This window comes from Paenibacillus sp. JT31N7 (assembly GCF_059692095.1).
In genome coordinates, this window is the sequence record NZ_JCAUAT010000001.1 from 2,182,198 (window position 1) to 2,207,787 (window position 25,590).

General features: G+C 53.6%; 26 protein-coding genes. 9 read left to right on the forward strand and 17 right to left on the reverse strand.

Going from position 1 to position 25,590, the window contains the following annotated elements; genetic code table 11:
* The first annotated feature begins 77 nt into the window (after positions 1-77).
* Positions 78-1,115, forward strand: a complete 1,038-nt coding sequence (locus AC58P5_RS09905) for a M23 family metallopeptidase (RefSeq protein WP_497385963.1) — start codon at positions 78-80, stop codon at positions 1,113-1,115.
* A 285-nt stretch (positions 1,116-1,400) separates the two neighbouring features.
* Here AC58P5_RS09905 and yunB read toward each other — a convergent pair whose 3' ends face one another.
* The gene (gene yunB / locus AC58P5_RS09910) at positions 1,401-2,213 is read right to left on the reverse strand and encodes a sporulation protein YunB (RefSeq protein ID WP_497385964.1); all 813 of its coding nucleotides are present in this window, start codon (positions 2,211-2,213) and stop codon (positions 1,401-1,403) included.
* Between the two features lie 145 nt (positions 2,214-2,358).
* On the opposite strand from yunB, the gene AC58P5_RS09915 reads away from it, so the two are divergent.
* Positions 2,359-2,847 carry a hypothetical protein gene (locus AC58P5_RS09915; protein ID WP_497385965.1) on the forward strand — a complete coding sequence of 163 codons (489 nt, stop codon included), beginning with the start codon at positions 2,359-2,361 and terminating at the stop codon, positions 2,845-2,847.
* Between the two features lie 94 nt (positions 2,848-2,941).
* Here the strand turns inward: AC58P5_RS09915 and AC58P5_RS09920 are convergent, their stop codons facing one another.
* The 3 genes from AC58P5_RS09920 to AC58P5_RS09930 all read right to left on the reverse strand — a co-directional run bounded on the left by AC58P5_RS09920 (position 2,942) and on the right by AC58P5_RS09930 (position 5,123).
* Positions 2,942-3,484 carry a hypothetical protein gene (locus AC58P5_RS09920; protein ID WP_497385966.1) on the reverse strand — a complete coding sequence of 181 codons (543 nt, stop codon included), beginning with the start codon at positions 3,482-3,484 and terminating at the stop codon, positions 2,942-2,944.
* Positions 3,485-3,637: 153 nt separating this feature from the next.
* The gene (locus tag AC58P5_RS09925) at positions 3,638-4,456 is read right to left on the reverse strand and encodes a TrmH family RNA methyltransferase (protein WP_497386057.1); all 819 of its coding nucleotides are present in this window, start codon (positions 4,454-4,456) and stop codon (positions 3,638-3,640) included.
* A 7-nt stretch (positions 4,457-4,463) separates the two neighbouring features.
* Complete coding sequence (locus tag AC58P5_RS09930; RefSeq protein ID WP_497385967.1) at positions 4,464-5,123, reverse strand: potassium channel family protein; 660 nt, start codon at positions 5,121-5,123, stop codon at positions 4,464-4,466.
* A 113-nt stretch (positions 5,124-5,236) separates the two neighbouring features.
* Between AC58P5_RS09930 and sspI the strand changes: the two genes are divergently transcribed.
* Entirely contained in the window at positions 5,237-5,440 is a 204-nt protein-coding gene (sspI, locus tag AC58P5_RS09935; protein ID WP_497385968.1) for a small acid-soluble spore protein SspI, read from the forward strand.
* 111 nt (positions 5,441-5,551) lie between these two features.
* Here the strand turns inward: sspI and AC58P5_RS09940 are convergent, their stop codons facing one another.
* Together AC58P5_RS09940 and AC58P5_RS09945 are read right to left on the reverse strand one after the other, a co-directional pair.
* Positions 5,552-6,274, reverse strand: a complete 723-nt coding sequence (locus AC58P5_RS09940) for an MtnX-like HAD-IB family phosphatase (protein WP_497385969.1) — start codon at positions 6,272-6,274, stop codon at positions 5,552-5,554.
* 204 nt (positions 6,275-6,478) lie between these two features.
* Complete coding sequence (locus AC58P5_RS09945; protein ID WP_497385970.1) at positions 6,479-7,522, reverse strand: LacI family DNA-binding transcriptional regulator; 1,044 nt, start codon at positions 7,520-7,522, stop codon at positions 6,479-6,481.
* 363 nt (positions 7,523-7,885) lie between these two features.
* Between AC58P5_RS09945 and AC58P5_RS09950 the strand changes: the two genes are divergently transcribed.
* Complete coding sequence (locus AC58P5_RS09950) at positions 7,886-8,611, forward strand: winged helix-turn-helix domain-containing protein (protein ID WP_497385971.1); 726 nt, start codon at positions 7,886-7,888, stop codon at positions 8,609-8,611.
* Between the two features lies 1 nt (position 8,612).
* Positions 8,613-10,109 carry an ATP-binding protein gene (locus tag AC58P5_RS09955; protein WP_497385972.1) on the forward strand — a complete coding sequence of 499 codons (1,497 nt, stop codon included), beginning with the start codon at positions 8,613-8,615 and terminating at the stop codon, positions 10,107-10,109.
* A 172-nt stretch (positions 10,110-10,281) separates the two neighbouring features.
* On the opposite strand, the gene AC58P5_RS09960 is transcribed toward AC58P5_RS09955, so the two are convergent.
* On the reverse strand, positions 10,282-11,031 hold the full coding sequence (locus AC58P5_RS09960) for a YheC/YheD family protein (RefSeq protein ID WP_497385973.1): 750 nt from the start codon (positions 11,029-11,031) through the stop codon (positions 10,282-10,284).
* 184 nt (positions 11,032-11,215) lie between these two features.
* Between AC58P5_RS09960 and AC58P5_RS09965 the strand changes: the two genes are divergently transcribed.
* Positions 11,216-11,413, forward strand: a complete 198-nt coding sequence (locus tag AC58P5_RS09965; RefSeq protein ID WP_497385974.1) for a hypothetical protein — start codon at positions 11,216-11,218, stop codon at positions 11,411-11,413.
* Between the two features lie 94 nt (positions 11,414-11,507).
* Here AC58P5_RS09965 and AC58P5_RS09970 read toward each other — a convergent pair whose 3' ends face one another.
* Positions 11,508-13,097, reverse strand: a complete 1,590-nt coding sequence (locus AC58P5_RS09970) for a peptide chain release factor 3 (protein ID WP_497385975.1) — start codon at positions 13,095-13,097, stop codon at positions 11,508-11,510.
* A 67-nt stretch (positions 13,098-13,164) separates the two neighbouring features.
* Complete coding sequence (locus AC58P5_RS09975; RefSeq protein WP_497385976.1) at positions 13,165-14,247, reverse strand: metallophosphoesterase family protein; 1,083 nt, start codon at positions 14,245-14,247, stop codon at positions 13,165-13,167.
* A gap of 192 nt (positions 14,248-14,439) precedes the next feature.
* On the opposite strand from AC58P5_RS09975, the gene AC58P5_RS09980 reads away from it, so the two are divergent.
* On the forward strand, positions 14,440-15,906 hold the full coding sequence (locus AC58P5_RS09980; protein ID WP_497385977.1) for a methyl-accepting chemotaxis protein: 1,467 nt from the start codon (positions 14,440-14,442) through the stop codon (positions 15,904-15,906).
* A gap of 42 nt (positions 15,907-15,948) precedes the next feature.
* Here the strand turns inward: AC58P5_RS09980 and AC58P5_RS09985 are convergent, their stop codons facing one another.
* The 6 genes from AC58P5_RS09985 to zwf form a co-directional block, all read right to left on the reverse strand.
* Positions 15,949-16,512, reverse strand: a complete 564-nt coding sequence (locus tag AC58P5_RS09985; RefSeq protein ID WP_497385978.1) for a GNAT family N-acetyltransferase — start codon at positions 16,510-16,512, stop codon at positions 15,949-15,951.
* A 202-nt stretch (positions 16,513-16,714) separates the two neighbouring features.
* Entirely contained in the window at positions 16,715-18,652 is a 1,938-nt protein-coding gene (locus AC58P5_RS09990; protein ID WP_497385979.1) for an ABC transporter permease, read from the reverse strand.
* Complete coding sequence (locus AC58P5_RS09995) at positions 18,627-19,403, reverse strand: ABC transporter ATP-binding protein (protein WP_009673076.1); 777 nt, start codon at positions 19,401-19,403, stop codon at positions 18,627-18,629. The genes AC58P5_RS09990 and AC58P5_RS09995 overlap by 26 nt, the downstream gene beginning before the upstream one ends.
* 114 nt (positions 19,404-19,517) lie before the next feature.
* Entirely contained in the window at positions 19,518-20,630 is a 1,113-nt protein-coding gene (locus AC58P5_RS10000; RefSeq protein WP_497385980.1) for a sensor histidine kinase, read from the reverse strand.
* On the reverse strand, positions 20,623-21,333 hold the full coding sequence (locus AC58P5_RS10005; protein ID WP_497385981.1) for a response regulator transcription factor: 711 nt from the start codon (positions 21,331-21,333) through the stop codon (positions 20,623-20,625). Before AC58P5_RS10005 ends, AC58P5_RS10000 begins: the two co-directional genes overlap by 8 nt.
* 138 nt (positions 21,334-21,471) lie before the next feature.
* Positions 21,472-22,989 (reverse strand): glucose-6-phosphate dehydrogenase, encoded by a 1,518-nt coding sequence (gene zwf, locus AC58P5_RS10010; protein ID WP_497385982.1) that lies wholly within the window; start codon positions 22,987-22,989, stop codon positions 21,472-21,474.
* A 159-nt stretch (positions 22,990-23,148) separates the two neighbouring features.
* On the opposite strand from zwf, the gene AC58P5_RS10015 reads away from it, so the two are divergent.
* Positions 23,149-23,469, forward strand: coding sequence for an LSm family protein (locus AC58P5_RS10015; protein ID WP_497385983.1), 321 nt, complete (start codon positions 23,149-23,151; stop codon positions 23,467-23,469).
* A gap of 88 nt (positions 23,470-23,557) precedes the next feature.
* Here AC58P5_RS10015 and AC58P5_RS10020 read toward each other — a convergent pair whose 3' ends face one another.
* Positions 23,558-23,995: a GNAT family N-acetyltransferase gene (locus AC58P5_RS10020; protein WP_497385984.1), complete on the reverse strand. Its 438-nt coding sequence runs from the start codon at positions 23,993-23,995 to the stop codon at positions 23,558-23,560.
* 453 nt (positions 23,996-24,448) lie between these two features.
* Between AC58P5_RS10020 and AC58P5_RS10025 the strand changes: the two genes are divergently transcribed.
* Positions 24,449-24,907 (forward strand): hypothetical protein, encoded by a 459-nt coding sequence (locus tag AC58P5_RS10025; protein WP_497385985.1) that lies wholly within the window; start codon positions 24,449-24,451, stop codon positions 24,905-24,907.
* Between the two features lie 47 nt (positions 24,908-24,954).
* Here AC58P5_RS10025 and AC58P5_RS10030 read toward each other — a convergent pair whose 3' ends face one another.
* Positions 24,955-25,590 (reverse strand): response regulator, encoded by a 636-nt coding sequence (locus AC58P5_RS10030; RefSeq protein WP_497386058.1) that lies wholly within the window; start codon positions 25,588-25,590, stop codon positions 24,955-24,957.

Consider the following 25,590-nt stretch of genomic DNA (forward strand, 5'->3'; position numbering starts at 1 on the left):
TTTATTTGGACCCCTGCGGGATAAATCCGCCAAGCCTGTACATCCTAATGTCATCAGCACCAAAAAGAGGTGATTGCATGAAAGGAATACTGCCGTCCAAAAGGCTGCTTGCGGGCTTATTAACGGCGTGCCTCGCGGCAGGCCCCCTTACGGTGACGGCAGCCGAGCCGGCCAAGGCGCCTACTCCGGCAGCCAAACAGCAGCAGGCACCGGATGCCGAGCGCAAAGAGCTGCTTCAGAAGGTCAGCGAAATCACGGGGATACCGTGGACCTTACTCGCAGCTGTGGACCGCTATGAATATACGATGAACAAAAGCCGCAAAAAAGACGCTCCCGAAAGGCTTAGCGGCATCGACTTTCCGGAGCTGACCTGGGTCGGCCTGCTTAACCCCGACCATGAAGACACCGACCCGGGGAGCATCTCCTTTTTCGGCGGCGTAGGGGTGGACGGTTCGGGCGACGGTCTGGCCGATCGCGGCAACGACCTAGACCGTCTGGCCTCGATGGCAAGGCTCATGCTGCGCCACGGAAGCGATCCCGAAGATATCCGCATTTCCTTGTGGGAGCATTATTCCAATACGCGCAGCGTCGAACGTATTGAACAATTTGCGGATATCTATGAAAAATTCGGGACACTCAGTCTTCACGAGCATGCTTTTCCTCTTCCGGTCAAAGCGGAATATTCCTACCGCAGCACTTGGGGAGCCAGCCGGGGCTGGGGCGGTTTCCGTATCCACGAGGGGACGGACCTGTTCGCCGGCTACGGAGTTCCGGTGCGCAGCACCAGTTACGGCATCATAGAGGTAAAAGGCTGGAACCCCTACGGTGGCTGGCGGATCGGCATACGCGATCTCGATAACATTTATCATTACTACGCTCACTTGTCCGGATTCGATAAAAAAATCAAGGATGGCGATGTCGTAGCGCCCGGACAAGTCGTCGGCTGGGTCGGCAGCTCGGGCTACGGAAAGCCGGGTACCTCCGGAAAATTCCCGCCTCACCTTCACTTCGGCATGTACCGGGACAGGGGCCTGGCGGATTGGCCCTTCGATCCTTACCCGTCGCTAAAGAAGTGGGAGCGCGAGGAATTCAAAAAGAGAGCGGCGGGGAAATAGCCCCTCCCTCTTCCGCATCCGCCGAGAAACAAAGGATGGACAAACAGGCCCTTCTCCGTGGAGAGGGCTTGTTCTATTCCTCGCGTGCCTGGCGTTCCCATTCTGGCAAAGTCGGACCGAGCCGGAATGAAGGAAGCCGCACAGCTAGCCCCCCCATGCGAAGCTCCCAGCGCGTGGTGTTTGGCGCCGCATAACGGTACTCAACGGCAGCTACCCCCTAATAAGGCGCAAAAAGGAGAGCTTAAGAAGCTTCGGACAACTTCCTCCAAACCGCCGTCCGTTTGGTTACTCCGCTTTTTTCTCCTCCGCCCCTTCGGGTTTAGTTACTCCTTCCGCAGGAGCGTCGGACTGCTGCTTTCCGCCGTTCCCCGCTGCGGGCTGTCCTTTGAGATTGGGCAGCGAAATGCTCGGCGGCACCGCGTCCTTGCTCGACCCTACGGGATTTCCCTTGTTGTCGAAATAATACATAGGCACGTCGCCGACAACAAGCGAATAAGAAATCGGAATTTCGGTTTCGACGATTTCAGGTTCGGAATCAAAAGGAATGATGACCGAGACCTCGGCGACGATCCGGATATAAACTTCGACGAGAATCATGTTGATGCCCGCGTTTTCATGCCGGGTGCTGAGATCCACCTTGACGGCCCCGGCCGGCGTAATCCGGATCGGGATATTCGGACCGAAAGAAGCGAGAATGGCGCTTCCCATCGCCTGCCCGAGAGGGATGTGTTCGGGGATCGCTGTCAGCCGGTTCAACTGGCTTTGAACGGCCCCGCGGGTTTCGGCGGTAATCCGCATATGCTCGGAATAATTCAGCATAAAGCCGGATACTTTGCCGCTGCTGTCCGTTTTCCAATCGATCAGCTTCTCGAAATCCGTTCCTCTGGAAATCCTATCGGAAATCGCTTCATTGATGGATTCGGTGGCGATCTGCTTGATCCGCACTTTCGCCAGATTCATCAGCGGGGGCTTCAAATTCCGCTCGATCATAATAAACGACTGCAGCGAGACAAGCGTAAAAATGAGCAGCACGATGAACAGCCTCTTTTTCCAGCCTTGCTTGCGGGTCGGCCTGCTTTTCCATCTTTGCCGGATCATCCGTGTTCCTCCCTGTCCTGCGGCATTACTATTACCCTATGCAGGCTTGTTTTAAAAAAGAAGGCTCTTACCGGTTGTCTGTCCCTTTCCGACAGGATATGATACAATCAGCAATTAAATCATGGAAGCTACAACGGAGGCAGCTATGCTCACTTTTGAACAAAAAATCGCCATTATGGAATCTTTCCCTGAACTCCAGCGGAAAAACGTGTCTCTCGGACGTGTCAATTTTCATTACGAAGACAGCTCTTTTGATAAAAAAACGGTCGGCTACCATTTTCATCCGAACGGAAACGGGTACATTTATGCCGGGCAGATTCAAGGCGCCGAAACGGACGACAAAGGCTTCGTCAACATCCGGGATTACTCGGAAGAGCAGCTTCGCGATCTCGCAGGCGCAGCGATCCGGTCGTTAACCACCCACGCGGGAACATCCGGCACGGCAGATAACATAACCCGCTCTTCGGGCCCGGACGAACAAACCTGGGAAAACGCGGACGGACACGTGCTGACGGTCAAGCCGGAGGATGACATGTGGTTTATCCATGCCGGACTCAACCTTGACTCCGTTTTTGAAAGTTACGAGGAAGCGGTAGAGTATCTGGAAGAGGAAGGGTTTACGCGTAAGAAGTAATGACTGCAAAAAAAATTACACATAAAGGCCTTCTTTCGTAACGAAAGAAGGCCTTTATGTTTATATCAACTCACACATTTTCCAAGGGTTCTTCTCATAAATTTCCGACTCTTCGTCCATCTTTAAACCAGATAACATCATGACTCGTAGAAGAAGTCATATCCAAATTAATAAACAAACCATATTCATAATGCAAATTATTAACAGTTGTGTCCGTATAAGCTTCCAGTTTTTTAAAGTCCCAATCACGCTCAAAACTTCGACTGTTCGATTTTTTAACCTCGATCACTAATAAATTTACTTCTTTTCCCCTCTTATGCACGATTATATCCGGATAGACTGAAAGTTCTCGATAAGTTACATCATTAATTATTTCTATAGCAGATTTATCTTTAACAATCTCTGCTAACTCGTCCTTTAGAACATAAATTTGTTTAGACCCTAGCGTTATATGATTTCTGTTATACTCGCAATCCACAGAGTAAAAGCTGCCAAACTCGATTTGAAGATATTCCGCAATCTTATGAGTCATCGCTCTTTCGCTAACGTCATTTTCTAGTAAATAAGTGTCCCGCAAAGTAAACTGGGTTAACGCGTTATGTACTGCCTTTTTTATAAAAGTTTTATACACTGCCAATGATATTCTCCTTACTCAGTGCCTATTTGAAAACTATGAAACTTAAAGGTTAACAATCAATTGTTCGAACGTGTTAAAAAAGACTGGAGTGCCGGGATACTAACCGAACACTGCAGTCTCTGCAACTTAACTTCTCCACCGGAACAAGAATAACTACTTTTGCTCGGCAAGCCGCTGCCGCGACGCCTCGAAAAGCAGCACCGTCGTCGCCATCGCCACGTTGAGCGACTCCGCCTGCCCCTGCATCGGGATAATCACCCGATGCGTGGCAAGCTCCCCGGCCGCCTCGGACACGCCGCGGCCTTCGTTGCCCACCACGAGCCAGGTCGGGCGGGTCATATCGAGCGCATAGCAGCTCGATTCCGCCTGTAGGCTCGTGACGACGATCTGCCGGCCCGCTTCGCGCGCGGCCGGCAGAAGCTCCTGCAGATCCGCCTCCACGATCGGCAGATGAAACAGCGATCCCATCGTCGAGCGGATCGCTTTGGGGTTGTACAGGTCGACGGTCCCCCGTCCGAGCACGACCGCAGAAGCACCGACCGCGTCGGCGCTGCGGATAATCGTGCCCAGGTTCCCGGGGTCCTGGACCCCGTCGACCACGACCACGAGATCGCTGCCGGTATCCGCCAGCAACGTCTCGGCCGGCTCCGCCGGCTTGTCCACCACCGCGAATATTCCTTGCGGTGTCTCCGTATCTGTGCAGCGCTCCATGATCGGGCGCGTAACGGAGACGGTCTCTATGCCGGCCGCCTCGGCATGGTCCGCCAATGTTCCGGGCAGGCCTTTGTACGCCTCGTACACGAGGGTGCGGACAGGAGCGCCGGCGCGGACGGCCTCCTCGACGAGATGAATCCCTTCGATAAGGAACGCGCCCGCTTTCTGCCGGCCCTTGCGGTCCAGCAGCCCGACCCATTCTTTCACTCTATTGTTCTGCACGGACGTGATGTCCGGCTGGTTGTTTGCTTGTGCCATGGTTAATTTACTCCGAGTATTCGACTTCAAAACGTTTTAAATCTTTGTTGTTCCCGAGCACGATCAAAATTTCCCCCGGCTGGATAGACGCTTCGACGGGCGGGGGGATAATCAGTTGTTCCTGCCGCTTGATGGCGATCACGTTGCACTGAAATTTCGCGCGAAGATCGAGATCACGCAAATTTTTACCGATCATCCGGTCACTTGCCTTCATTTCCAGAATGCTGTGTTCGCTGGACAGCTCGATATAATCCAGAATATTCGGGGAAATGAGATGATGGGCGACCCTTTGCCCCATATCCCGCTCGGGATAAATGATTTTATCGGCACCGATCTTGCGCAGCACCTTGCCGTGGAGATCGTTAGCCGCTTTGACCACGATGGTCGGAATACCGATTTCTTTCAGGAGAAGCGTAGCCAAAATACTGGCCTGTATATTTTCACCGATTGCCACAACGACAACGTCGAAATTCTGTATACCGAGCGCCCTCAAGGCCTCTTCGTCGGTGCAATCCACTTGTACGGAATGCGTGACAACCGTGGATATTTCCTGAATGCGCTCTTCGCTGTGATCCAGCGCCAGAACTTCAAAACCGAGTCCCGTCAAGTTTTTGGCTACCGACGATCCGAAACGGCCCATTCCGATGACCGCAAACTGTTTTTTCATGGCATTCCATCCTTACGCTATAGGATACCTTATACTGAAGTTTATTATAGCATGATTGCCCCCGTTTTCGAGCATATTAAAGACGAAACCACACGGAAGCGAGGCGTATAGGCATGATCCTCAGTTTGCGGCAAGCGATTGTTCAAAGGGTCGAAGGAAAGTCCGATGATGAGCTGAAAGAAATCATCAACGATTCCATTGACGGGCAAGAGCAGGCACTTCCGGGACTTGGTGTTTTGTTCGAAGTGATTTGGAAAAACATCGATTCCGAGAAGCAGGCCGAGCTTGTTTCGGCATTGCACGATCATTTGACTTAAAACCCGGCTTATCATCGCCGATCTATTCCCGCCCGGGCGGTCGTCAACCGAAAGGCGGCAGCCGCTGTTCGCCAGCCGGCTGCCGTCTTTTTAACTTTTTATATAACCCGATCAGAATTTACAAAAGCTGTGCCCTGCCGGTTCCCTGCGTTCCGGGCTGCCGGTCAGAAAGTGCTCTTCCCGCTCCCGGACCACCTTCAAAATATCATGAAAAGTGGCAAACGGATAAAAAGGAATCTCCTCCCGCGTCAAATAACGGGCCAGACTGCTGCGGGCAAAAACCCAATCGGCATAGGCCGAACCGTATATATCGCTGCTGCCGTCGCCTATATATATCACCCGGCAGCCTTCTTCTTTCAGCTTACGCACAACTCCGGATTTGCAGCATCCGCACCAGGAACAGGCCGGGTTCGTGTTTTGCGTCCCCAACGTGTAAACGCCATCCTCCCCGTACTGAATCGGATTGGAAATAACGGTGTCGACCGTTACATGATTGGCGTCCATGATGCGGTCGATATAATATTTCATTCCGTCGCTGAGAATGGTGACCGGAATGCTTTTGCTTCCGCAGTACGCCAGAAATTCCTCGGCCCCGTCCCTCAAATTCATGCGGTCGGCGATGGCGTTCACATCCTTCTGCCGGTCCCCCAGCAAGCCGTAGGACGCGTGGATCCATTCCCGCGAGCCGATCTCCTTGTTCAAAAAACGCTCCAGTTTCCCTCGAACATCCGGGCGGTCTTCCACGCCGAGTTCTTTCATCAGGGTCGCCCCTACATCCTGCTCCATCAACGTGCCGTCAAAATCGGTCACAACGACCAGCTGTCCCTTCTCCAAAAGGTATCCGCTCCTTTGTAGACCCTCTTTCTTCCGCCACACCCGCCGGGCGGGCAGAAGGTTGTCCCGGCTGTCTCCGCTCAAGCAGGTTAACCTGAGAATGGGTCTTTTTTTCTCTATTATAGCATACCGGAATTTAGCGGGATCAATGAGAGATCCGGGCGGCAATCGCGTCCGCAAAAAACTGTCCCTCCCAGTGGACTTTTATTCCCCCGGCCGGGAGCTGGAGGAAGCACGAACAACGAGCTTCGTGGAAAGTCGTTCATGGAACGAAGCAGGCAGCTCGCCCTCCTCGGGGGAAGCGTTAATCCGCTTCAGCAGGGCATCGGCCGCGAGAAGCCCCATCTCGAAGAACGGGACATAGACGGAAGTCAGCGGCGGATCGCTGAGCTTGGCGGCTTCGGAATCGTCATATCCGACGATGGCAACATCTTCTCCGGGAACGATGCCCCGTTCTTTCAGGCCCTGCATGAGGCCGACCGCCATCCGGTCGTTCGATGAGAATACCGCATCGACACGGCCGCCGAGTTCGGCAATCCGTGCTGCGGCCGCATAGCCGCTTGTCCGGCTGTAGTTGCCTTCCAGAATCAGCTCGGGCTCCGGCGTCAGACCCGCTTCCTTCAAGGCCCGGTAATAGCCCCGCAGACGGTCCGCGCTGTTGGAATACTGCGGCGACCCGTTCAGAAACGCAATCCGCCGGTACCCGCCGTCCAGCAAGTGCTTGACGGCCTCGTAGCAGCCCTGCTCGTGGTCGGCGTCCACAACGCTGTAGGTCTCCCCTTCGTAGTGCTGATTGATCAGCACGAACGGCATTCCCTGACGGTCAAGCTCCCGGAACCCTTCACGCTGCGCAGGCACGTCCAGCGCCCCGAGAAAAATACACCCGTCCACTTTGCGGGCACGGTAAGGCTCCGTGTAGTCCACGGATTCGTGGGGAGAACGGAACATGACCAGCATATCGCAGCCGTGCCTGCGGACCCCTTCGCCGATCCCGCTCAATATTTCCGAGAAATAATACGTCGAGAACAGATGCACCTTCGGCACATACGGCAGAATCAGGCCGATATGGCCGCTTTTCCCCAGAGCGAAGCTGCGGGCCACCGCATTGGGATGATAATTCAGCTCCTTGGCGACCGCCAGTACTTTCTGCTTCGTGCTTTCCTTAATAGGTCCTACATTGTTAAAAACGCGGGAAACCGTCGCTTCGGATACACCCGCCATCTTTGCCACATCTTTTCTCGTTACCATACCGCTACCCCTTACTAGGCGTTCCGTACCGCCCGGTTTCTATGGATATTTCAATGGACATACGCACGCTTAGTTGGATCGTAATCGTTCGACTCGATGAGACCGTTATCGTATATTGTAAGAAATTTTTCGGATAAAATAAATGAACGCGCGTTCATTTTCTCATGTCCAGCGGCTTGCTGTCAATCGGAGACAGGGGCAATCCTTCTGCTCCGGCGCTACTTGCGCTCGCCTATCCGACCGACTATGCTAAGATTATGAAAGCGCCCTAACACAAGCTGCGCGTGCAGCATCGAACAACTATTACGGTTGCGGCCAATTCCCGCCGGGACAGCCGCTTGTCATATAAGGAGTTGAGCGAAAATGAAACTGCTCGTCGTGGAAGACGACCGGTCGGTGTGCGAAATGCTCCGCCCTTTTCTGGAACGTGAAGGAACCGTTACGTTCGTGCATACGGGTTCCGAAGCCGAATCGCTGATCCGGGAAGCCTCCTGGAACCTGATTATCCTGGACTGGATGCTTCCGAACCGGAGCGGAATCGAGCTGTGCCGGATGATCCGTACGACACAGGACACCCCCGTTATTCTGCTGACGGCCCGCGGAGAAGAAGGCGACCGCGTACTCGGACTGGAATCCGGTGCGGACGACTATATCACGAAACCGTTCAGTCCACTGGAGCTTCTCGCACGCATCAAAGCGATTATGCGCCGCTACCACAGCGGGCCCGGCAGTATGGCCGACAACGGTGCTGCGGATCCGGCGTTCCCGGAGGAGCTTGTCGAAGACAACGGAGAGCGGCTCGTCTACAAAGATATCAAAGTCGATACGAGCACGCGCGAGGTCTACGTCGGCCCGGATAAATTCACGAACCTGACGCCCCGGGAATTCGATCTGATCTCCCTTCTCGTCCGCTATCCCAAACGCGTGTTTACCCGGGAGCAGCTTCTCGAAGCTGTGTGGGGGTATGACTTTTACGGGGATGAACGTACGGTCGACGTCCACATCAAGAGACTCCGCACCAAAATCGGCAGCGCCGAGAGGCCGTTGATCGCCACGGTTTGGGGAGTCGGCTACAAACTGGAGGAATAAGATGAAATTCAGGCTGATTCCGGCCCGGCACCGCTTCACGTTTTTCCAGAGACAATTTGTCTCGCTGCTTTTCCTGTCTCTGCTTGTGCTCGTGCTTGTGAGCTTTATTTTCGTCTATCTGTTCAAGATCCACATTTACGACGAGAAAACGGAAGAGCTTGAGAGCGCCGGAGATACGATTTCGCGGCTGATTCTCCGGGAAGAAATCGTGCCCGAATTGACGCTGAGCGCCTACCGCACGGTTCTGAGGGAGCGCGGCATTTCCTTTATCGCCATGAATGCGAAAGGACAGCTTTATTTTAAAGACCAGCGCACCACGCCTCCCACGTTCCGGTCCAAAACATTTATGGACAGCCTGCTTGCCCAGATCCCCAAGCTTCAGAGCGGTAAAGCCCTGATCGTGGAAGAAAGCGGGCCGGACCCCTATCTGGTGTATCCGTACGAGCTTAAATTAAAGCATTCCGACGGCAAAAATTATCTGTTCGTCATGTCTCCGGTCAAAGGAATGACGCAGACGCTCTCCCGCGTGTACGAAATGGTCGTGCTCGCCGGTATCGTTGTTTTCGTGCTCGCCATGATCGTCGCGCTTATCGTTTCGCGCAATATGAGCCGGGCCGTCCTTTCGATCCGGCAGGCTACCCGGCGCATCGCCGACGGGCGGTACGACACTCGCTGCGATCTCACGCGCACGGACGAGCTCGGGGATCTCTCCCGGGATTTCAACCGGATGGCGGAGCAGCTGGAGTTCACCTCCCACAAGCTGGAACGCATCGAAATCAAGCGGAGGCGTTTTATTACCGATGTGACGCACGAACTGAGAACCCCGCTCACCTCGATCCGGGGCATTGTGGAAGGTTTGAAAAGCGAGTATATTACCGGACACGAAGAGCAGGTCAAATACTACGGCATCATCGAGCAGGAAACGCTCCGGCTTATCCGCCTCATCAACGAACTGCTGGATATGGAAAAAATACAAAACGGTCTCATAACACTGCGCCGCGAGCATTATCCGTTGAATGATTTGCTTGAAGTGCTGAAAGAGTCCTTCGAATTTCTGATCGGGGACAAAGACCTTCATCTGGAAATCGACTGCCCTCCGGACACCATGATTTACGGCGACTATGACCGTGTAACGCAAATTTTGATTAACCTGATTAAAAACGGTATCCAGTTCACGTCTCACGGCACCATCCGGATGACGGCGAGACAGACTCAGACCGCCACCGAGCTGAGCATCTCGGACACAGGGCGGGGGATGACCGCCGAGGAGATGGAGCAGATCTGGGATCGGTTCTACAAAGCCGATCCTTCCCGCTCCAAGGACCGGAGCGAAACCGGCCTCGGGCTTTCGATCGTGAAGCGGCTCATGGAGGCGCACGACGCCGACATAAGCGTATCGAGCGTGCCCGGCGAAGGCACCACATTCCGCCTGCGGTTCCCCTTTAAGCCCGAAGAAGCGGCTCGTACGGATGGATTGCCGGGAGAAGAAGAAGTCTAAGAGCGGCGGCTTTCGGCGCTTGGCCTATTCTTTCACCGCTTGCCCGTTCATCCCGGTATCCGGCTTTGACCGGATTCGCTGGTTGCGTTTCAATATTCGGGATTTTACGAGCCTCCGATCCAATGTCTCTCCAACCAAAACGGCCCGGCTGATACAGCCAGGCCGTTTCTTTTCATTTGCGTCTGTTGAGCTTGTAGTACCGCAGTACCTTTGCGTAGATCCGCTTATTCTTCAGCACTTTAAAAATATACGGGTCCGGCTTCGTATTCACTTCCAGCACCCACGGCTTTAGCTCCTGATCCACAGCGACATCCAGCCCGATTTCCCGGATACCGGGGTATTTCGAACGGAGGGCATGAGCGGTGCCGAGAGCCAGCCGTTTAAGTTTGGCTTTGAAACGTTTCAACTCTTCGGGGCCAAAATAGGGACCGAGTAAGGTCTCAACGGAACGAAGCTTGCCCCCGCTGTGGTAATTCGTGACCACCTTGCCGGTTTGGGAAACTCTGCCGATCATTCCGGTTGTTTCCCATTGTCCGGCCGGACTGGTCTGCACCATGACCCGCAAATCGAACACGTTATGGTCGTGCTTCAGCATGCGGATGCCCTTTTGAATCAAATATTTGCGTCCCCTTGCTGCCGACTTCAGCGATTGATACAGGTCCTCGCAGGTTTCAAAACTACGGGTTGTCTTCCGGTGCCGATACCGGTAAGGCTTGGCATCTTTTCCGCTATAATCCACCCGCATTACGCCGCTGCCGAACGTCCCGCAATCAGGTTTCACGTACACCATGCCATATTCGTTCAGCATACCCCGCAGCGATTCTTCCGATAGTATCCTTGTCGCCGGTATATGAGGACGCACAGCCGTACTGTGCAGTACAGCCTCCGTTTTTACCCACTTGCTTACGACGTATCTTCTCATCCGCTGCCTCCTCCTAGCGATTCCCCCTGACATGCCTGTTGGCATCAGATCATCCAAACCTACGATTAGCTTATGAGACCGGGCATAGGACCGTCACGGACAAACGCCTGACGCCGGGAAAATGCAACTTTACGGGCTAAATTTCCGTTATTAGGAAAAAGAAGCGAGGTGAATCCCGGTCCGGGTGCAGCCGGCTGTACGTACGGCTCCCGGGCCGCAGGAGGAAAAGAAGGCATCCGCTTCGTTTGTCAGCTCCGAATGGTACGGGCCTCTCTTTTTGGCCGCAGGTCTGACAGCCGGCATCATCACTGCCTTTGCCGCCGAAAAAAGAGCACGCAAACAAAAAGCCGAAGCGGACAACCAAGATCCGGCCAAACACTGAAACATGCAAAAAAACCATCCCGCCCGAATCGGCGGCACGGCTTTCGTTTAAAAATGAAGGACCGGGAAATCATTCCCCCGATCCTCCTTGTTTATTAAGGCGAGTTTGTCAGAAACTGCGCATTCGGATTCTTCTCCATGGCGGACCGCAGGGCGTACTCGCTCTCGAACAGGGCAACATAGTTGCCTTTCTTATCCGTGACAAGCTGCGAGTTGATGCGGAAGCGGGACGGGTCGATCTTCTCGTCGACAATCCATCTCGCGAACTGGAAGCCCATGCGCTGAAGCTGGATATCTACTCCGTACTCGGCCTTCATCCGGTGCTCGAACACTTCGAACTGGAGCTGACCGACTACCCCGAGAATCGTATCGTCAAACGCTCCGGTAGTCCGGAACACCTGGATGGTTCCTTCCTCCGTAAGCTGGTCGATCCCCTTCTGATATTGCTTGTGCTTCAGGGCGTTCTTAACGGTGACTTTACTGAAAATTTCCGGCGAGAACGTAGGCAGTTCGTCGAACACAATCTCTTCCTTCTGGCTGAGCGAGTCTCCGATTCTGAAAATACCCGGGTCGAACAATCCGATGATATCCCCCGGATATGCCTCCTCCACGATGTCTCGGTCCTGCGCAAGAAACTGCTGAGGCTGAGAAAGCTTAATTTCTTTGCCGGCACGTATGTGCTTCACGGACATGCCTCTCTGGAACTTGCCCGACACGATACGCAGGAACGCGATACGGTCCCGGTGGGCCGGGTTCATGTTGGCCTGGATCTTGAACACATACCCCGAGAAGTTCTCTTTGGTCGGCTCTATCATTTCGCCCTGCGTGTTTTTACGCGGCTCCGGAGCCGGTGCCAGTTCCAGGAAGTTTTCCAGGAACGTCTGGACGCCGAAGTTGTTGACGGCACTGCCGAAAAATACCGGCGTCAGCTCGCCTCTCATCACTTTCTCGTAATCAAACGGGTCGCCGGCAACGTCCAGAAGCTCCAGCTCTTGTCCAAGCTGCTCGTACATATGCTCGCCCGCGATTTCCTTGATAACGGGGTCCTCGTAGCCTTCTACCTTGCGGACGGCAACCTGCTTGTGATCGTCGCCCTGGAACAGCTCCAGTTGGGTCCGCTGGCGGTCGTATACGCCGCAGAACCGCTTGCCCATGCCGATCGGCCAGTTCATGGGGTACGAACGGATGCCGAGAACCTGCTCCAACTCTTCCAGCAGCTCGAACGGATCCCGGCCTTCACGGTCTAGTTTGTTGATGAACGTGAAAATCGGAATGCCTCTCATGCGGCATACCTGGAACAACTTGATCGTCTGAGCCTCGACGCCCTTCGCAACGTCGATCAGCATCACCGCGCTGTCTGCTGCGGTCAGGGTGCGGTACGTATCTTCACTGAAATCCTGGTGACCCGGGGTATCCAGAATATTGACCTTGTGTCCGAGATAATCGAACTGCATAACGGACGACGTAACGGAGATCCCCCGCTGCTTCTCGATCTCCATCCAGTCGGAAGTCGCAAATTTGCCGACCTTGCGGCCTTTAACCGTTCCGGCGAGACGGATCGCGCCTCCGAAGAGCAGCAGCTTCTCCGTCAGTGTAGTTTTACCCGCATCCGGGTGGGAAATAATAGCGAACGTGCGGCGCTTGGCCGCCTCGGTTTGAAGCTCTTTTTGTAAAGGTGTACTCATGGTTGGATCCTTCCTGCTTTCTCTATAGTTCATCTTATGCCGCTGCCCGCTCCCGGTGCATGCGGCGTCATACGCTCTTCCTGTTCAATGCGACCGTCCAGCGAGCTTCCTTCAGCCATCTACGCTGGGCGTAATCGCGGCCGCGGACCACGACCTTATTCTCGAAGACCTGGACGTAAAGGCCTTGCGTCTTCGATTTTCGGGCATCCGGCAGAGCCTTATTCAAGGTCCGGCCGACCGATGAGTTGTGAAAATAATGAAACGGCTCCTGCAAATAGTGGGCCGATCCGTTCTGGAAATCCTGATGCCGGTGTCCGCAGAAAACGAAAACGTTCTTGTACGGGGCGATCAGCTCCCGGATTTCCTTGCCGCGGACGATCTGGTGGCTTCCTCCGCTGCGCCCCTGCATCGGCAGAGGCTGGTGGATCATGATGAAGATCCGCGCCGTTTGGTCCAGGCCGGCCAGTTGGGCTTTGAACCATTCCATCTGCGCGTCCGTGTACCAGGCGCCTTCACCCGCCTCGGGCTTCTCCTGCATGTAGCCCTCCTGTGAAAGCAGCAGAATGGTGCAGCCCTCTAGGTCCATCCGGTTATACGGCTGTTTGTACCCGAAAAATGTTAAAAATCTTTCCCTGGCCATCGCGTCGGTCTTGCCGTTGGGCATGCCCTCCCGGTTAAACTCGCCGGCTTTGTCCAGCCAAAGATCGTAATATTCGTGATTCCCCATATTGGCATGAACGGGCGGAAGCTTGTACGCCTTCATAAGCCGGCCCAGTTCCTTGTAATCCCGCTCTCTCCCGTAGTCCGTACAATCGCCGGTCAGAAGGAGAACATCCACAGGCTGCTTCATGGCCGTCATATCGCTCAAAGCGGATTTAAAATGCTCCAGAGTCAGCGGATCGTCGGGCGAAGCATGGATATCGCTCATGATCGCGAAAGTGGCGAGCGCCTTCCCCGCCTGCGGATCATCCGGAAGCTGAAGATCCTCTCCGGCCGGAAGCTCTTCGGCTTCTTCCGCCTTCACCACGGCAGCCTCACGGCCCGAAAGACCGGATTTCCGCCTTAATCCGCTTAATACGGTTCCCGCACCGGCCCCGAGCAGAATGGCGAAGAATGCGGTCAGCCATTTGAGAAACGAGCGCCTGTCCATCTGCCAGCTCCTTCCGGCTAAGCTTCCCCCTATTATAACCCGTTTTTTGCCGCACTGCACGCGGATTCTTCAAGCTCCGTCCGAAAAAAAATCACAAAATCAAACTAACATTTATTAGTGAAATCTATAAACTTTTTACGGTAAACAACCGATTAGGTGAAAGTAAACAAATATTAAGAGATGAGGGAAATCATGGAATCGAAGCTTCTGCTTTTTAAAAGGAACAAACTGCTCAACCGCATTCTGTGGATTATGCTTGCCCTGGGTATCGTAATCGATCTTATGACGGCCAGCTTAGAGGTTGTTCTCGTGCTTGCCGTTGTCGGTATAGTGATTTGCGGAATCAGCACCCTGATGTCGGTTAAACACATAGCGCCCCGGCTCGTTATGTATATTGTTCCGGTGAACATAACCGTTTTGACCACCCTGCTGATTTACGCCGAACCGCTGACAAGCACGTATTACCTTATCTTTGTCAACATCGCGTTGATGACCCTTTACTCCAATTATCGGCCTATCGTATTCTCCGGCATACTTGGAGCGGCTTTAACCGCCTTTTTATTCGTCCAACCGCGCTTTTACGAAGCCATGTTCCCCAAAGAATCCCTCGCCAACCTGCTGCTCTATGTCGTCATGATTACCGCGGCTTCCGCCGCATCCGCACGTTTTTCGGAGAAACTGCAAACAGAAGTCATGGAAAAGCAGGCGGAGACCCTGGAGGCAAAAACTCAAACGGACTCGCTGCTGGAACAGGTCGGCTCTACCGTAGAGGTATTAAATGATTTCAATGCCACTCTCAAAACCAATGTAGCCACAGCCGGTAAAATTTCTCAAGAAGTCACCGCCACGTTTGGCGAAGTCTCTACCAGCGTCGAGCATCAGACTCAAATTGTGGTGGATATCAGCGGTTTCGTCCAGGAAGTCGAACGGGTCGTCTCCAGCGTAGCCGATGGCTCCGGTACGCTCCAGCGGCTGTCTACGGAGAATATCGGCCTGACGAATCAGGGGAGCGAACAGGTTCATGCTCTCAGCGCGGAAATCGAAACCGTCTACAGCATCATTCACGGGACCGTCCATTTGATGAATGATCTGAATGAACAAGGCGTACGCATCGGCAGCATGGTCGGGCTAATCAACGACATCACATCTCAGATCAACCTGCTTGCGCTCAACGCGGCAATCGAGGCCGCCAGGGCCGGAGAGCACGGCAAAGGCTTTGCCGTCGTCTCCGACGAAGTCCGCAAGCTCGCCGAGAACTCCCGCCGCTCCACGGAAGAGATCAACGACATTCTCCAGGGCATCCGCCACACGAGCATCGAGGTGACCAAACAGGTGAATCTCGGGAAGCAGGCGATTACGGCGGGACGCGCCGCCAACGAACAGGTCGAGAGCATTATCCGGCGGGTAGCCGACAATACCGGACTCGTCAAAAATCAGTCCGATCACGTGGAAGAATCCGTTGCGCTGCTGCAGGAAGAGTACCGCAAAATTTCTCACGAAATCGTTGCCATCGCCGGAAGCACGGAACAGAACATGGCTTCCTTCGAAGAAATTATGGCGGGACTTGAGAGTCACGATGCCCGCATTAAAGATATCGTGACGAGCTACCAGCGTCTGGACAGCCTCATTACGAATTTGAAGGCGATGACACGCGCTTAACGAAAACAGGAGCATCCCGGCAGGGAGTGCTCCTGTTTCTTTTTAAGAGCCTACGGCAGGCAGCGTGATGATCGGCTGCTCCGGATTCGGTAGCAGCCACCCGTAGGCGGATTTATTGGAATAGAGGCGGCTTACGTCGCATACGACCGGCACGACCATCCCCCCCTTGTAGTGGAATGGCTCCGCGATACGCTCAAGCTTGATTCGGAACGCCATGCGCAGAGCCTTGCACAGCTTGGGTTCCATAAGTGCGATGATATGCGTGCAGCCGCGATTTTCACAATAATGTACGATGAGCGAAATGAGCTTGTCCAGGTTTCGGCCCCGGTATTCCGGAAGGAGGGCTACCTTGTCCACTTCCACGGCCTTGCCCGGCGCAAGCGCGGGATGTCCGCAGAACGGAGCGAGAGCGTCCAGCGGATGACGGCCGGGGTCGTAGCGCTTGAACTCAACCGTTCCGGCCGCTTCACCGTCGTCGGAGAGAATCAGGTAGCAATCCGCGTCCCTGCGGGAAAATTCCAGTTCAAAGCCCTGCTGCTGCCAGACCCGGGTCCAAATGCGGTCAAATAAAATGAAGTCGTCCAGACTGTCCCCTTTTCTATACATCTCTCTTCTCTCCCATCTCCAAATTCCATACATTTACAATTTAGTTATACATCCTTTCTTTACTTTTATCGTCAATATGCATAATATTTTACATATAAAATAATTTACTCGTTAAAAAGAAAAAGGCTTTTCCGGCCCGCCGACCCACAGCGGGAAAGAAAAACCTTTTATCCGACAGCTTAAATCCTTAAATCATCTTCAATCAACGAACCGAATGCGCTAAAATCCTCTTCATATACGAGCGTCTCGCGGCCAGAAAATAAAGGGTCTGCATCATAGCGAAAATAACGAACACCACCGCCGCGTAAGGCCATATATTCGAGATCAGCATATTACCGAGCGCCTTCATCGCAAAAGACGTATGGACAAGTCCGACTACAAGGGGGATAAAAAAGATCATCCCGACCTGCTTCGAAACCGTCCGCCTGATTTCCTGATCCGTGATCCCTATCCGGGTGAGAGCCCGGAATTGGGCTTGGTCCTCTTCGATCTCGGTAAACAGCTTGAAATAAATCATGCTGCCCGAAGCGATAAAGAAAAGGAAGCTGACGAAAATTCCGATAAACAGCATCAGCGACATCATTTGCTTCGTTTCCAGGTACTGATTGACACGGGTCCCGAAATTTTTCTTCTCCTGCTCAGGAACCATATTTTCAATCTGATGGACGGTCGGAGAGGCTTCCTCCCAATTTTTGATCTCGTAGCCGTATAAGACGCTTTTGTCCTCATCCGCAGTAGAATCCATCATTTCCTTGTATTCCGCCGCGTCCGTCACAAGCAAAGTCGAAATATCGAACTGGGTAGGGACAACAGACCCGTTAATTTGTTCGTCCAGCCTGAACGTTCTCGTTCCCGTTTTCAGTTTCGCTTCCAAATCTTGTCCGGGAGTGAAAGACTTGCGCTGCTGCTCCTTATACGGATAAATGTACGAGGCATTCCCCCGCTCCACCCGCAGCTCCGGCTTGTTCAGCCGTTTGGCCTGGGTATTGTAGTCATCCTCCGACACGATAAACAACTGCTGCTCCCGGACTCTACCCCCCAGCTCGACGGGGACCCGGACCGGAATGCCCGCCATCCGTACTTCGTAATCCAGCTCGACCCCGTTTTGTTTCAGGGTGCTTTTCAACACATCCGGATCCACTACGCGGTGGCTGTTCAGCCCCTTTTCCGCAAAGGCGATGGATTGGGGATAATGCTCCATGAGCTGGTTGCGGGTATCTTTAAGGATCACATACACCGTACCGGATGCGGACAAGATGACAGCGGATAGGATGGACACCATAAAAAGCATCCGCGCATTGTCTTTCAGCTTGAACGTCAGCTGCGAAATCGTAATCAGATTTGTCTGATTGTAATAAAGCGAAGTCCGGCGTTGAAGCCTCCGGAGAATAAACACGCTGCCCTGGGTGAACAAAAAATACGTCCCCAGCACCGTAAGAAATACGACCGGCAGGAAATAGAGGATAAAATTCATCACCGTAATTTGATAAGCCAGCGTATACCCTGCGATCAGACAAACGGCCGAGAGCAGAACGAGCCAGATCGAGAAAAGCGGCATCTTTTTCGGCTGCTTGGAAGCCCGGAGCAGGTCGATGATTTCGGAGCGTCCCACCTGATAAAGGGTCAGCAGAGTAATGGTCAGAAACAGCAGCACAAACCCGATAACCGTCAGCAGAACCGCTTTAACCGGTATGACGAACCGGATCGGGGAATCGACCTCAAGAAGCCGGGCCAGCCCCATAAAAAACAGCTTGCTGAACAGCGATCCGATCCCGATGCCGGCGGCAACGGCCAGAACGGAAATGATGACATTTTCCAGCAGCACCATCCAGCGGATCTGCCCTTTGGTCATGCCGAACAGCGTCAGCAGGCCGAATTCCTTTTTCCGTGATTTGAAAAAAGCCGACATCGAGTAAAGGATAAAAAAGAAAGAGAAAATGATAATGATATAATCGCAGGCGATCATCACTTCCCGGATTTTAGATGCGGCCGGTATCGAACCGTTTATGACGTCCGGATGCAGAATAAAGGCGGAATAAATATAAAAAATCGTCACGGAGAACACGCTGCTCCAGAAAAAAGCGCCGTACTGGTGCCAATTGCCGCGGATATTTTTAAGGGCGAGCTGTCGAAAATTCATCGAAATTCCCCCCAAGCACACTTAACGAATCGAGAATCTGCTGGAAAAAGGCCTGCCGGTTCGCTCCCCGTCTCAGTTCGGAGAAGAGCTTCCCGTCCTTGATGAACACAATCCGCTTGCAGTAGCTCGCCGCAAAGGGATCGTGCGTAACCATCATAATGGTGGCCCCGAGCTGTTCGTTCAGCTCCTTCAGCGATTCCATCACATCCTTGGCGGCTTTGGAATCCAGGTTGCCCGTCAGCTCGTCCGCAAGCAGGATGGACGGCCTATGGATGATGGCCCTGGCGATGGCCGCCCTCTGCTTCTGGCCGCCGGACACTTCGTAAGTCCGTTTGTCCAGGATCGCCGTGATTCCAAGCAGCTCGGCGCAGGGCTTAAGCCGACTCTCGATTTCCGCCACCGGCTTTTTGTCCAGGGCAAGCGGCAAAATTATATTTTCCCGGATCGACAAGGTGTCGAGAAGATTGAAATCCTGGAAAATAAATCCCAGTTCACGGCGCCGGAACAACGCCAGCTGCTTTCCCGATAAAGCCGCGGGATCGGTTCCGTTGATTTCGATATGGCCGCTCGTCGGCTTGTCGATCGTGGCTAGTATATTAAGGAGCGTCGTTTTGCCGCTTCCCGAAGGCCCCATGACGCCGACGAACTCCCCCTCGCCGATTTCAAGGCCGATGTTCTCCAGTGCTTTGTAAGTCAGGTTGCTTTTCGTCCCGTATATTTTCGTTACCTGTTCGGCTTTCAAAACCGCCATTCGGTATCCCTCCATTGATCGTGTCTATGTTCCTAGTATAGACCTCAGAAGAGAAGCTACCTATTGATTTGCCTTTCAATGCGGCGGGCCAACCTTACATTTTCGTCACCCGGGCTATTCTCCGCCCGCTCCATCCCGCTTTTCAATCCGGTGGAGAGCCTGGCTCTGAAACATCAGGCTCACCGTTGTCCCTTGGCCGGGCTCCGATTGTATGTCAACCCGGTGCCCCAGCCGGGACATGACCTGCTTGACGAGATACAGTCCCATCCCCGTCGACTCCGTAACGACGCCTCTTCCGTTCTCGCCCGTGAAAAAAGCGTCAAAGACCCGCGGCAGATCTTCCGGAGCTATTCCGATGCCGCTGTCCCGAACCGTGAACCGGGTCCCGTAAGATTGCTCTTCGATCCGGATCAGGAGCAGCTTGTTTCCTTCCTGCTTGCGGGAGTACTTGATGGCGTTGCCGATAAGCTGGTGAAGGACGAACGAGAGCCATTTCTCGTCCGTTTCCACATAAATTTCCGGGGCAGCCGACTCGATTTTCGGAAAGATGGAAGCGCGAATGCAGGCTTTCTTATATTCGTTCACGACCCGCCGGGCTACGGCCGCAAGCTCAATCCGCCGGGGATGGACATCCAGCTCGAATTTTTCGAGCCTTGCCGTATAGAGCATCATTTGGAGACCGGATGCAATCTTCTCGTTCTCCTCCTGAATGCTCAAGAGAAGCTCCTTTATCCGTTCCGGCCGTCCCGGCGCCCCCTCCGACTGCTGAATAAGCAGGTCGATGACGGAAACCGGCGTTTTGAGCTGGTGGACCCACTGGTTCGTAAAATGCAGATGCTGCTCCTGAGCCGCCCGATAGGAGGAAAGCTCGGACAAATAAGCCCGGTGCTGCTTCTGCAGCAGCTCGTTAACCGCCTGCTGCTCCTGCGTCCGGGACGGCAGGAACACCGCACTGTCCAGCGAGCTTTGGGCAGATTCGACGAGCCGCTTGTTCAGCGCGTTTGCATACCCCGCCTGCCGGACATAATCATAAATCAGCGCCGCTATCCACACGGTTCCGGCCAGCAGGAACAAGTACAGCAGATTGTCCGGTTTAAGGGGCAGCCCCGCCTCCATACGGTCCAGCCACAAAAGGACCAGAATAAGCAGGATAGCGAAAAAGAAGGCTGCCGTGTACAAAAGCCGGTCGATCAAAAATTTTTTCCACGTCCAGGCTTTGTCATGCATAGCCAAAATTCCCCCACTCCGTCAGCAGACGGTAGCCCTGACCGCGGACGGTTTCGATAATCCCCGGAACGCCGATTTCTTCCAGCTTTCGCCGTACCCGGGTGACATTCACCGTCAGCGTGTTGTCATCGACGAAATGGACGTCGTCCCAAAGGGCCTCCAGCAGCTCCTCCCTGCCCACAATACTTCCCGCCTTCTGGGCCAGGCAGTCGAACAGCAGCAGCTCGTTTTTCGTCAATTCCAGCCGCTTCCCGCCGAATTCCAGACTGTTTTTCATCCGGTCCAGCTTCAGCCCGTTCAGTTCCCATTCGTCTCTGGACGGCTGCGTCTGGGCGTACTCCCCGTACGCACGGCGAAGCGCGCCTTTGACCTTGGCCAGCACGACGTCCAGATTAAACGGCTTCGTCAAATAGTCGTCGCCGCCGTTTTCGATCGCCATCACCTGGTCCATCTCTCCCGTCCGCGCCGACAGGAAAATAATCGGCACATTGGAGAACGTGCGGATTTGACGGCACCAGTAGAACCCGTCGTAACGGGGAAGGTTGATATCCAGCAGAATCAGATCCGGCTCCAGTTCGGCGGCCTCTCCCTTAATATCGTGAAAACGCACCGCGCGGAAAACCTCGTATTCATATTTGGTTAAGGTGTCTTTCAAAATGTGGGCGATTTTATCATCGTCCTCGACAATCAGAATGCGGTACATGACTTCCCTCCCGGTGTTCCCTGATACGCACCCGCACTTTTTCTCATTCAACTATGCGGCCAGCAAAAGAAGCACCCGTCAGCCTAAGCCGCAGGGTGCTCCCATCAACCTCTTGTTTGTGAAAACGGAACGGCCGGTTTAAGACTGGCTCGCCCAGATGACTTCCCCTTCATGCTGGCCGTTAACCGGCCACCACTTGAAGCCGTCCGCGGCGAGCAGCTCGTTGGCTGCATCAGGTCCCCAGGAGCCTGCCGGATAATGGGCCAGGTCCCCGCCGTTTTCTTTCCATGCCTGTGCGATGGCATCCACGAACTGCCAAGCATGCGCCACTTCGTCCCAGCGGGTGAAGTAGGTGGAATCTCCGCGCATAGCGTCGAAGATCAGACGCTCGTACGCTTCCGGCGTGTTGAGCCCGACCTGACAGCTCTGGCAGAAATCCATCGCGATCGGGATAATGACGCCTTCGGCGCCCGGCTTTTTAGCATTCATTTGCAGATAAATGCCTTCCATCGGGTTCACGCGGAATACAAGCAGGTTCGGCTGCAAGTCATGCTTGTTAGCCAGGTAAACGTTGTCGGGCACGTTCTTGAACTCCACGACAACCTCCGTGGATTTCACGGGCAGACGCTTGCCGGTACGGATGTAGAACGGAACGCCTGCCCAGCGGAAGTTGTCCACAAAGACACGTGCCGCCAAATACGTTTCCGTGTTCGATTCGGGATTGACGCTCTCTTCGCTGCGGTAAGCCGGCATTTCCTTGCCGTTCAGCTGACCGGCCGTATACTGGCCGCGCACGACATTCTTGCCGACTTCTTCGGCGGATTCGAAAGGACGCAGGGAGCGAAGCACTTTCACCTTCTCGTCCCGGATATCTTCCGGGTGAAGGCGGCTCGGCGGCTCCATGGCCATCATCGCAAGCATCTGGAGCATATGGTTCTGCGCCATATCGCGCAGAGCCCCCGAATGGTCGTAATAACCACCGCGGTCTTCGACGCCGACGGTTTCGCCCAATGTGATCTGGATGTTGGCTATGTACTTGTTATTCCACAGCGGCTCGAAAAACGCGTTCGCAAAACGCACCACTTCAATGTTTTGGACCATTTCTTTACCCAGGTAATGGTCAATGCGGTAAATATCTTTTTCCTCGAAAACTTGACGGAGCTGCTGGTTCAGCTCGCCTGCGGACTCCAGATCGTAGCCGAACGGCTTCTCGATTACAAGACGATGCCAGCCGGTAGTTTCAAGCAGACCGCCTTCGCGGAGATTATAAGACACATTGCCGAACAGCTCCGGTGCAAGCGCCAGATAGAACAGACGGTTGCCGTTGGTCTGGAACTTGACGTCAAGCTGCTGCGTCAGCGTGTTCAATTGGCGGAACCCGTCCACATTGTTAATGTCGAGCGGCAAATATTCGAAATGTTCCGCAAATTTAGCCCAGTCCTCGTCGTCCTGCACATGATGACGGGCGAATTCGTTAATGGAATCACGCAGATCTTCACGGAACTGCTCGTTCGTCCTGGAACGGCGCGCAAGTCCGATTACGGCGAAATGTTCATTCAGCTTGCCTTCACGGTAAAGGCTGTAAAAGGCGGGAAACAGTTTTCTCTTGGCCAAATCTCCTGTAGCTCCGAAAATCAGAAAAACAGCACCATTCATCGTCGCATCATTCTTTCTCTGTGGTTTTAGATTAGAATAAGCATACCGAAATTGCAAAAGGGATTCAACTTTTTTTCACAAACCGGGCATCTGTCCAATCCATTACCGCCTCCGTGCCATAGGCTGTTATCAGAATTCTCCCCATGGAGGTGCAGCGCGGTGCAGCGAATCGATCCTGCAAGCAGTGAGCAAATCCGGCCCCATATCGGCCGTCCCGTTCTCGTTTACTTAAGAGACGGCACGGAAATTTTCGGTATACTCAGCCGGTTAGATCAAGGAAATCTAATTTTAAACGAAGAACCCGGTGTAAAAAATCCTTCTGCCAAAACAGGCAAAAAATTAAAAGTGGCCAAGACCGGCCGTAAAAAATCGGCCCCGCCAACTGCCGGGGAAAGTCGGCCCGTTATCGCTAATCCGGCGGGATATTCCTCCATCGTGCTTGACCGGACTTTTGTGGCCGCCCTCATCGTACTCCAATAGAAAGCGGGCCATTCACTTTACTATCCCCAAAAACCAGGAATGGACACCTTTCCTGGTTTATTCCTTTGCCGGAGCGGAGATCCATTTTTCAAATCTCTTTTTCCATTAAATGTAGGCGCAGTTGAGACACATAGCTTTTAACGGTATACCCTTTCGCCAGATAGAAGGAAATCGCCTTCTCATTCACCGAATCTACATACAGCCGCGAAACCCGGCATTTCATTTTGCGGCCGTATTTTTCGGCGTGCTCCATTAAAGAAGTCCCCAGCCCCCGGCCTTGAAAACGGGAATCGACCGCCAGCATATCGACAAACAGGCTGTCATCCGACACCTGAACGCTGACAAAACCGGCGGCGCGCGCGCCTTCGTCGGCCACGAATGTTTCTCCCAGCTTAAATCTCTTCTTCATTTCCGAAAGGTTCACGTCCGCTTCCGGCACGGTCATTCTTGTGTAGGGCAAAAGTTCCTTTTCAGTCAGACGCACAAGAACCATATCATCCTTGGACGGAATTCGTTTGCGGATCAAGAAGCATCGCCTCCACATGGTTTGCAGATACTGCATGGTATGCGAAACGGCAGCTTTTGCTCCGTAAACAGGTATTTATCTCCCAGGATTCACGTTTATTTCTTATACTTTTTGGACATGCCCCACATAAAGACCGCACATAACACAAAAAAGCCGATGATGACCAATATCGTTGACCCGTTCACTGTCAAATCCCCTTTATTATTCCCTAGCTCATATGCCTTCATTGTAAGTCGCCGGACGGGAGGCGTCAAACCCTCTGTTCATCCCCACTCTTGTTAAACGGAGTTTGACGTTCAAAGTCCCAGCAATTGGTGATAAAAAAAATTTATAAACTTGTCCAACTTCATGCTTTCAAAAAGTTGAAAACGTGGTAATATGATTGTAACTATATGGAAGATCGAAAAAAGAAGGAATTTTTAAAAGCATGTTCCTGAAAGGTGGCGGACGGTTATGTATATAGTTACACCCCAGTACGTCAATGAGACGTACCGCAGTCATTCCAATTTATTTCGGATTCAGGCCATCCGCCGTATGAACGGGCTGGGCCCTGTAAGCCCGCGCGGTCCCTTTCCCGAGATGCTTTATACCCGGCAGGATCGGAGCGGCAAGGCAGGTCCGGCTGAGCAAGGTCCTGCCGGCGGACTTCCCGCCGACCAGCGGGACGCCGCTTCCGGTAAAGAAGCCCGGCAGCAATCCGGCATGCCTGCTATGCTTCGCAGGCTGGGGGAAACGAACGAGTGGAAGCGGCCCAGAGATTATGACCGACCAGGTCCCGCGGAGCACACGGAAGAAGCCGAGGAGCCGCTTTTTCAGGCGAATGGAGCGATGCAGCAGATGCAGCTGAACAAAGCACTCCAAGCCTACCGTCCATTCGTCAGAAAGCAGACTGAGCTGGAATCCGCTATATAAAGGGAAGCCCGTACCGCCATGCCTCGGTACGGGCTTTAGGTTGCGCTTTATTCCGCCAGACCATGCTTAAACGCATAAATGGCCGCTTGGGTGCGGTCTTCCACGCCCAGCTTGGCCAAGACATTCGTTACATGGAATTTAACGGTCTTAATTCCGATGAATAAATCATCGGCCACTTCCTGGTTTGATTTGCCCGTGGCAATAAGCCGGAGCACTTCCATTTCGCGCTCTGTCAGATCTTCATGAGGAGCGGCGGCGGGCTTCGGCTGCCGGAAGCGATTCATCAGCTTCGAAGCTACCTGCGACTCCAGGATGGATTGCCCTTTCGCAGCCGCGCGGATAGCCTGGGCGATTTCCGTGGCGCGCGAAGTTTTGAGCAGATAGCTGAACGCCCCCGCCTCCAGGACCGGATACATTTTCTCGTCATCGAGAAAGCTCGTTAACACGATAACTTTGCAGTCCGGGTATAGCTGGAGCAGCTTCCGCGTCGTTTCTATGCCGTCCATGCCCTCCATAACCAGGTCCATCAGCACGACGTCCGGTTTGTATTCCTGTGCCAGCCGGATCCCGTCTTCCCCATTGCTGGCTTCGCCGACCACCTCGATTCCCTCTTCCGTACCAAGAACAGCCGCCAAGCCGATCCGGACCATCTCGTGGTCGTCCACCAGCAGCACTTTAACCAT

Coding starts and splice junctions, on each gene's coding strand:
- AC58P5_RS09930 (WP_497385967.1), bottom strand. CDS start 5,123: ATGAAAAAACAGTTTGCGGTCATCGGAATGGGCCGTTTCGGATCGTCG.
- AC58P5_RS09925 (WP_497386057.1), bottom strand. CDS start 4,456: ATGGCACAAGCAAACAACCAGCCGGACATCACGTCCGTGCAGAACAAT.
- AC58P5_RS09915 (WP_497385965.1), top strand. CDS start 2,359: ATGCTCACTTTTGAACAAAAAATCGCCATTATGGAATCTTTCCCTGAA.
- AC58P5_RS10025 (WP_497385985.1), top strand. CDS start 24,449: ATGTATATAGTTACACCCCAGTACGTCAATGAGACGTACCGCAGTCAT.
- AC58P5_RS09975 (WP_497385976.1), bottom strand. CDS start 14,247: ATGGACAGGCGCTCGTTTCTCAAATGGCTGACCGCATTCTTCGCCATT.
- AC58P5_RS09995 (WP_009673076.1), bottom strand. CDS start 19,403: ATGGCGGTTTTGAAAGCCGAACAGGTAACGAAAATATACGGGACGAAA.
- AC58P5_RS09980 (WP_497385977.1), top strand. CDS start 14,440: ATGGAATCGAAGCTTCTGCTTTTTAAAAGGAACAAACTGCTCAACCGC.
- yunB (WP_497385964.1), bottom strand. CDS start 2,213: ATGATCCGGCAAAGATGGAAAAGCAGGCCGACCCGCAAGCAAGGCTGG.
- AC58P5_RS09960 (WP_497385973.1), bottom strand. CDS start 11,031: ATGAGAAGATACGTCGTAAGCAAGTGGGTAAAAACGGAGGCTGTACTG.
- AC58P5_RS09990 (WP_497385979.1), bottom strand. CDS start 18,652: ATGAATTTTCGACAGCTCGCCCTTAAAAATATCCGCGGCAATTGGCAC.
- AC58P5_RS09970 (WP_497385975.1), bottom strand. CDS start 13,097: ATGAGTACACCTTTACAAAAAGAGCTTCAAACCGAGGCGGCCAAGCGC.
- AC58P5_RS10030 (WP_497386058.1), bottom strand. CDS start 25,590: ATGGTTAAAGTGCTGCTGGTGGACGACCACGAGATGGTCCGGATCGGC.
- AC58P5_RS09950 (WP_497385971.1), top strand. CDS start 7,886: ATGAAACTGCTCGTCGTGGAAGACGACCGGTCGGTGTGCGAAATGCTC.
- zwf (WP_497385982.1), bottom strand. CDS start 22,989: ATGAATGGTGCTGTTTTTCTGATTTTCGGAGCTACAGGAGATTTGGCC.
- AC58P5_RS10000 (WP_497385980.1), bottom strand. CDS start 20,630: ATGCATGACAAAGCCTGGACGTGGAAAAAATTTTTGATCGACCGGCTT.
- AC58P5_RS09905 (WP_497385963.1), top strand. CDS start 78: ATGAAAGGAATACTGCCGTCCAAAAGGCTGCTTGCGGGCTTATTAACG.
- AC58P5_RS10005 (WP_497385981.1), bottom strand. CDS start 21,333: ATGTACCGCATTCTGATTGTCGAGGACGATGATAAAATCGCCCACATT.
- sspI (WP_497385968.1), top strand. CDS start 5,237: ATGATCCTCAGTTTGCGGCAAGCGATTGTTCAAAGGGTCGAAGGAAAG.
- AC58P5_RS09985 (WP_497385978.1), bottom strand. CDS start 16,512: ATGTATAGAAAAGGGGACAGTCTGGACGACTTCATTTTATTTGACCGC.
- AC58P5_RS09945 (WP_497385970.1), bottom strand. CDS start 7,522: ATGGTAACGAGAAAAGATGTGGCAAAGATGGCGGGTGTATCCGAAGCG.
- AC58P5_RS09955 (WP_497385972.1), top strand. CDS start 8,613: ATGAAATTCAGGCTGATTCCGGCCCGGCACCGCTTCACGTTTTTCCAG.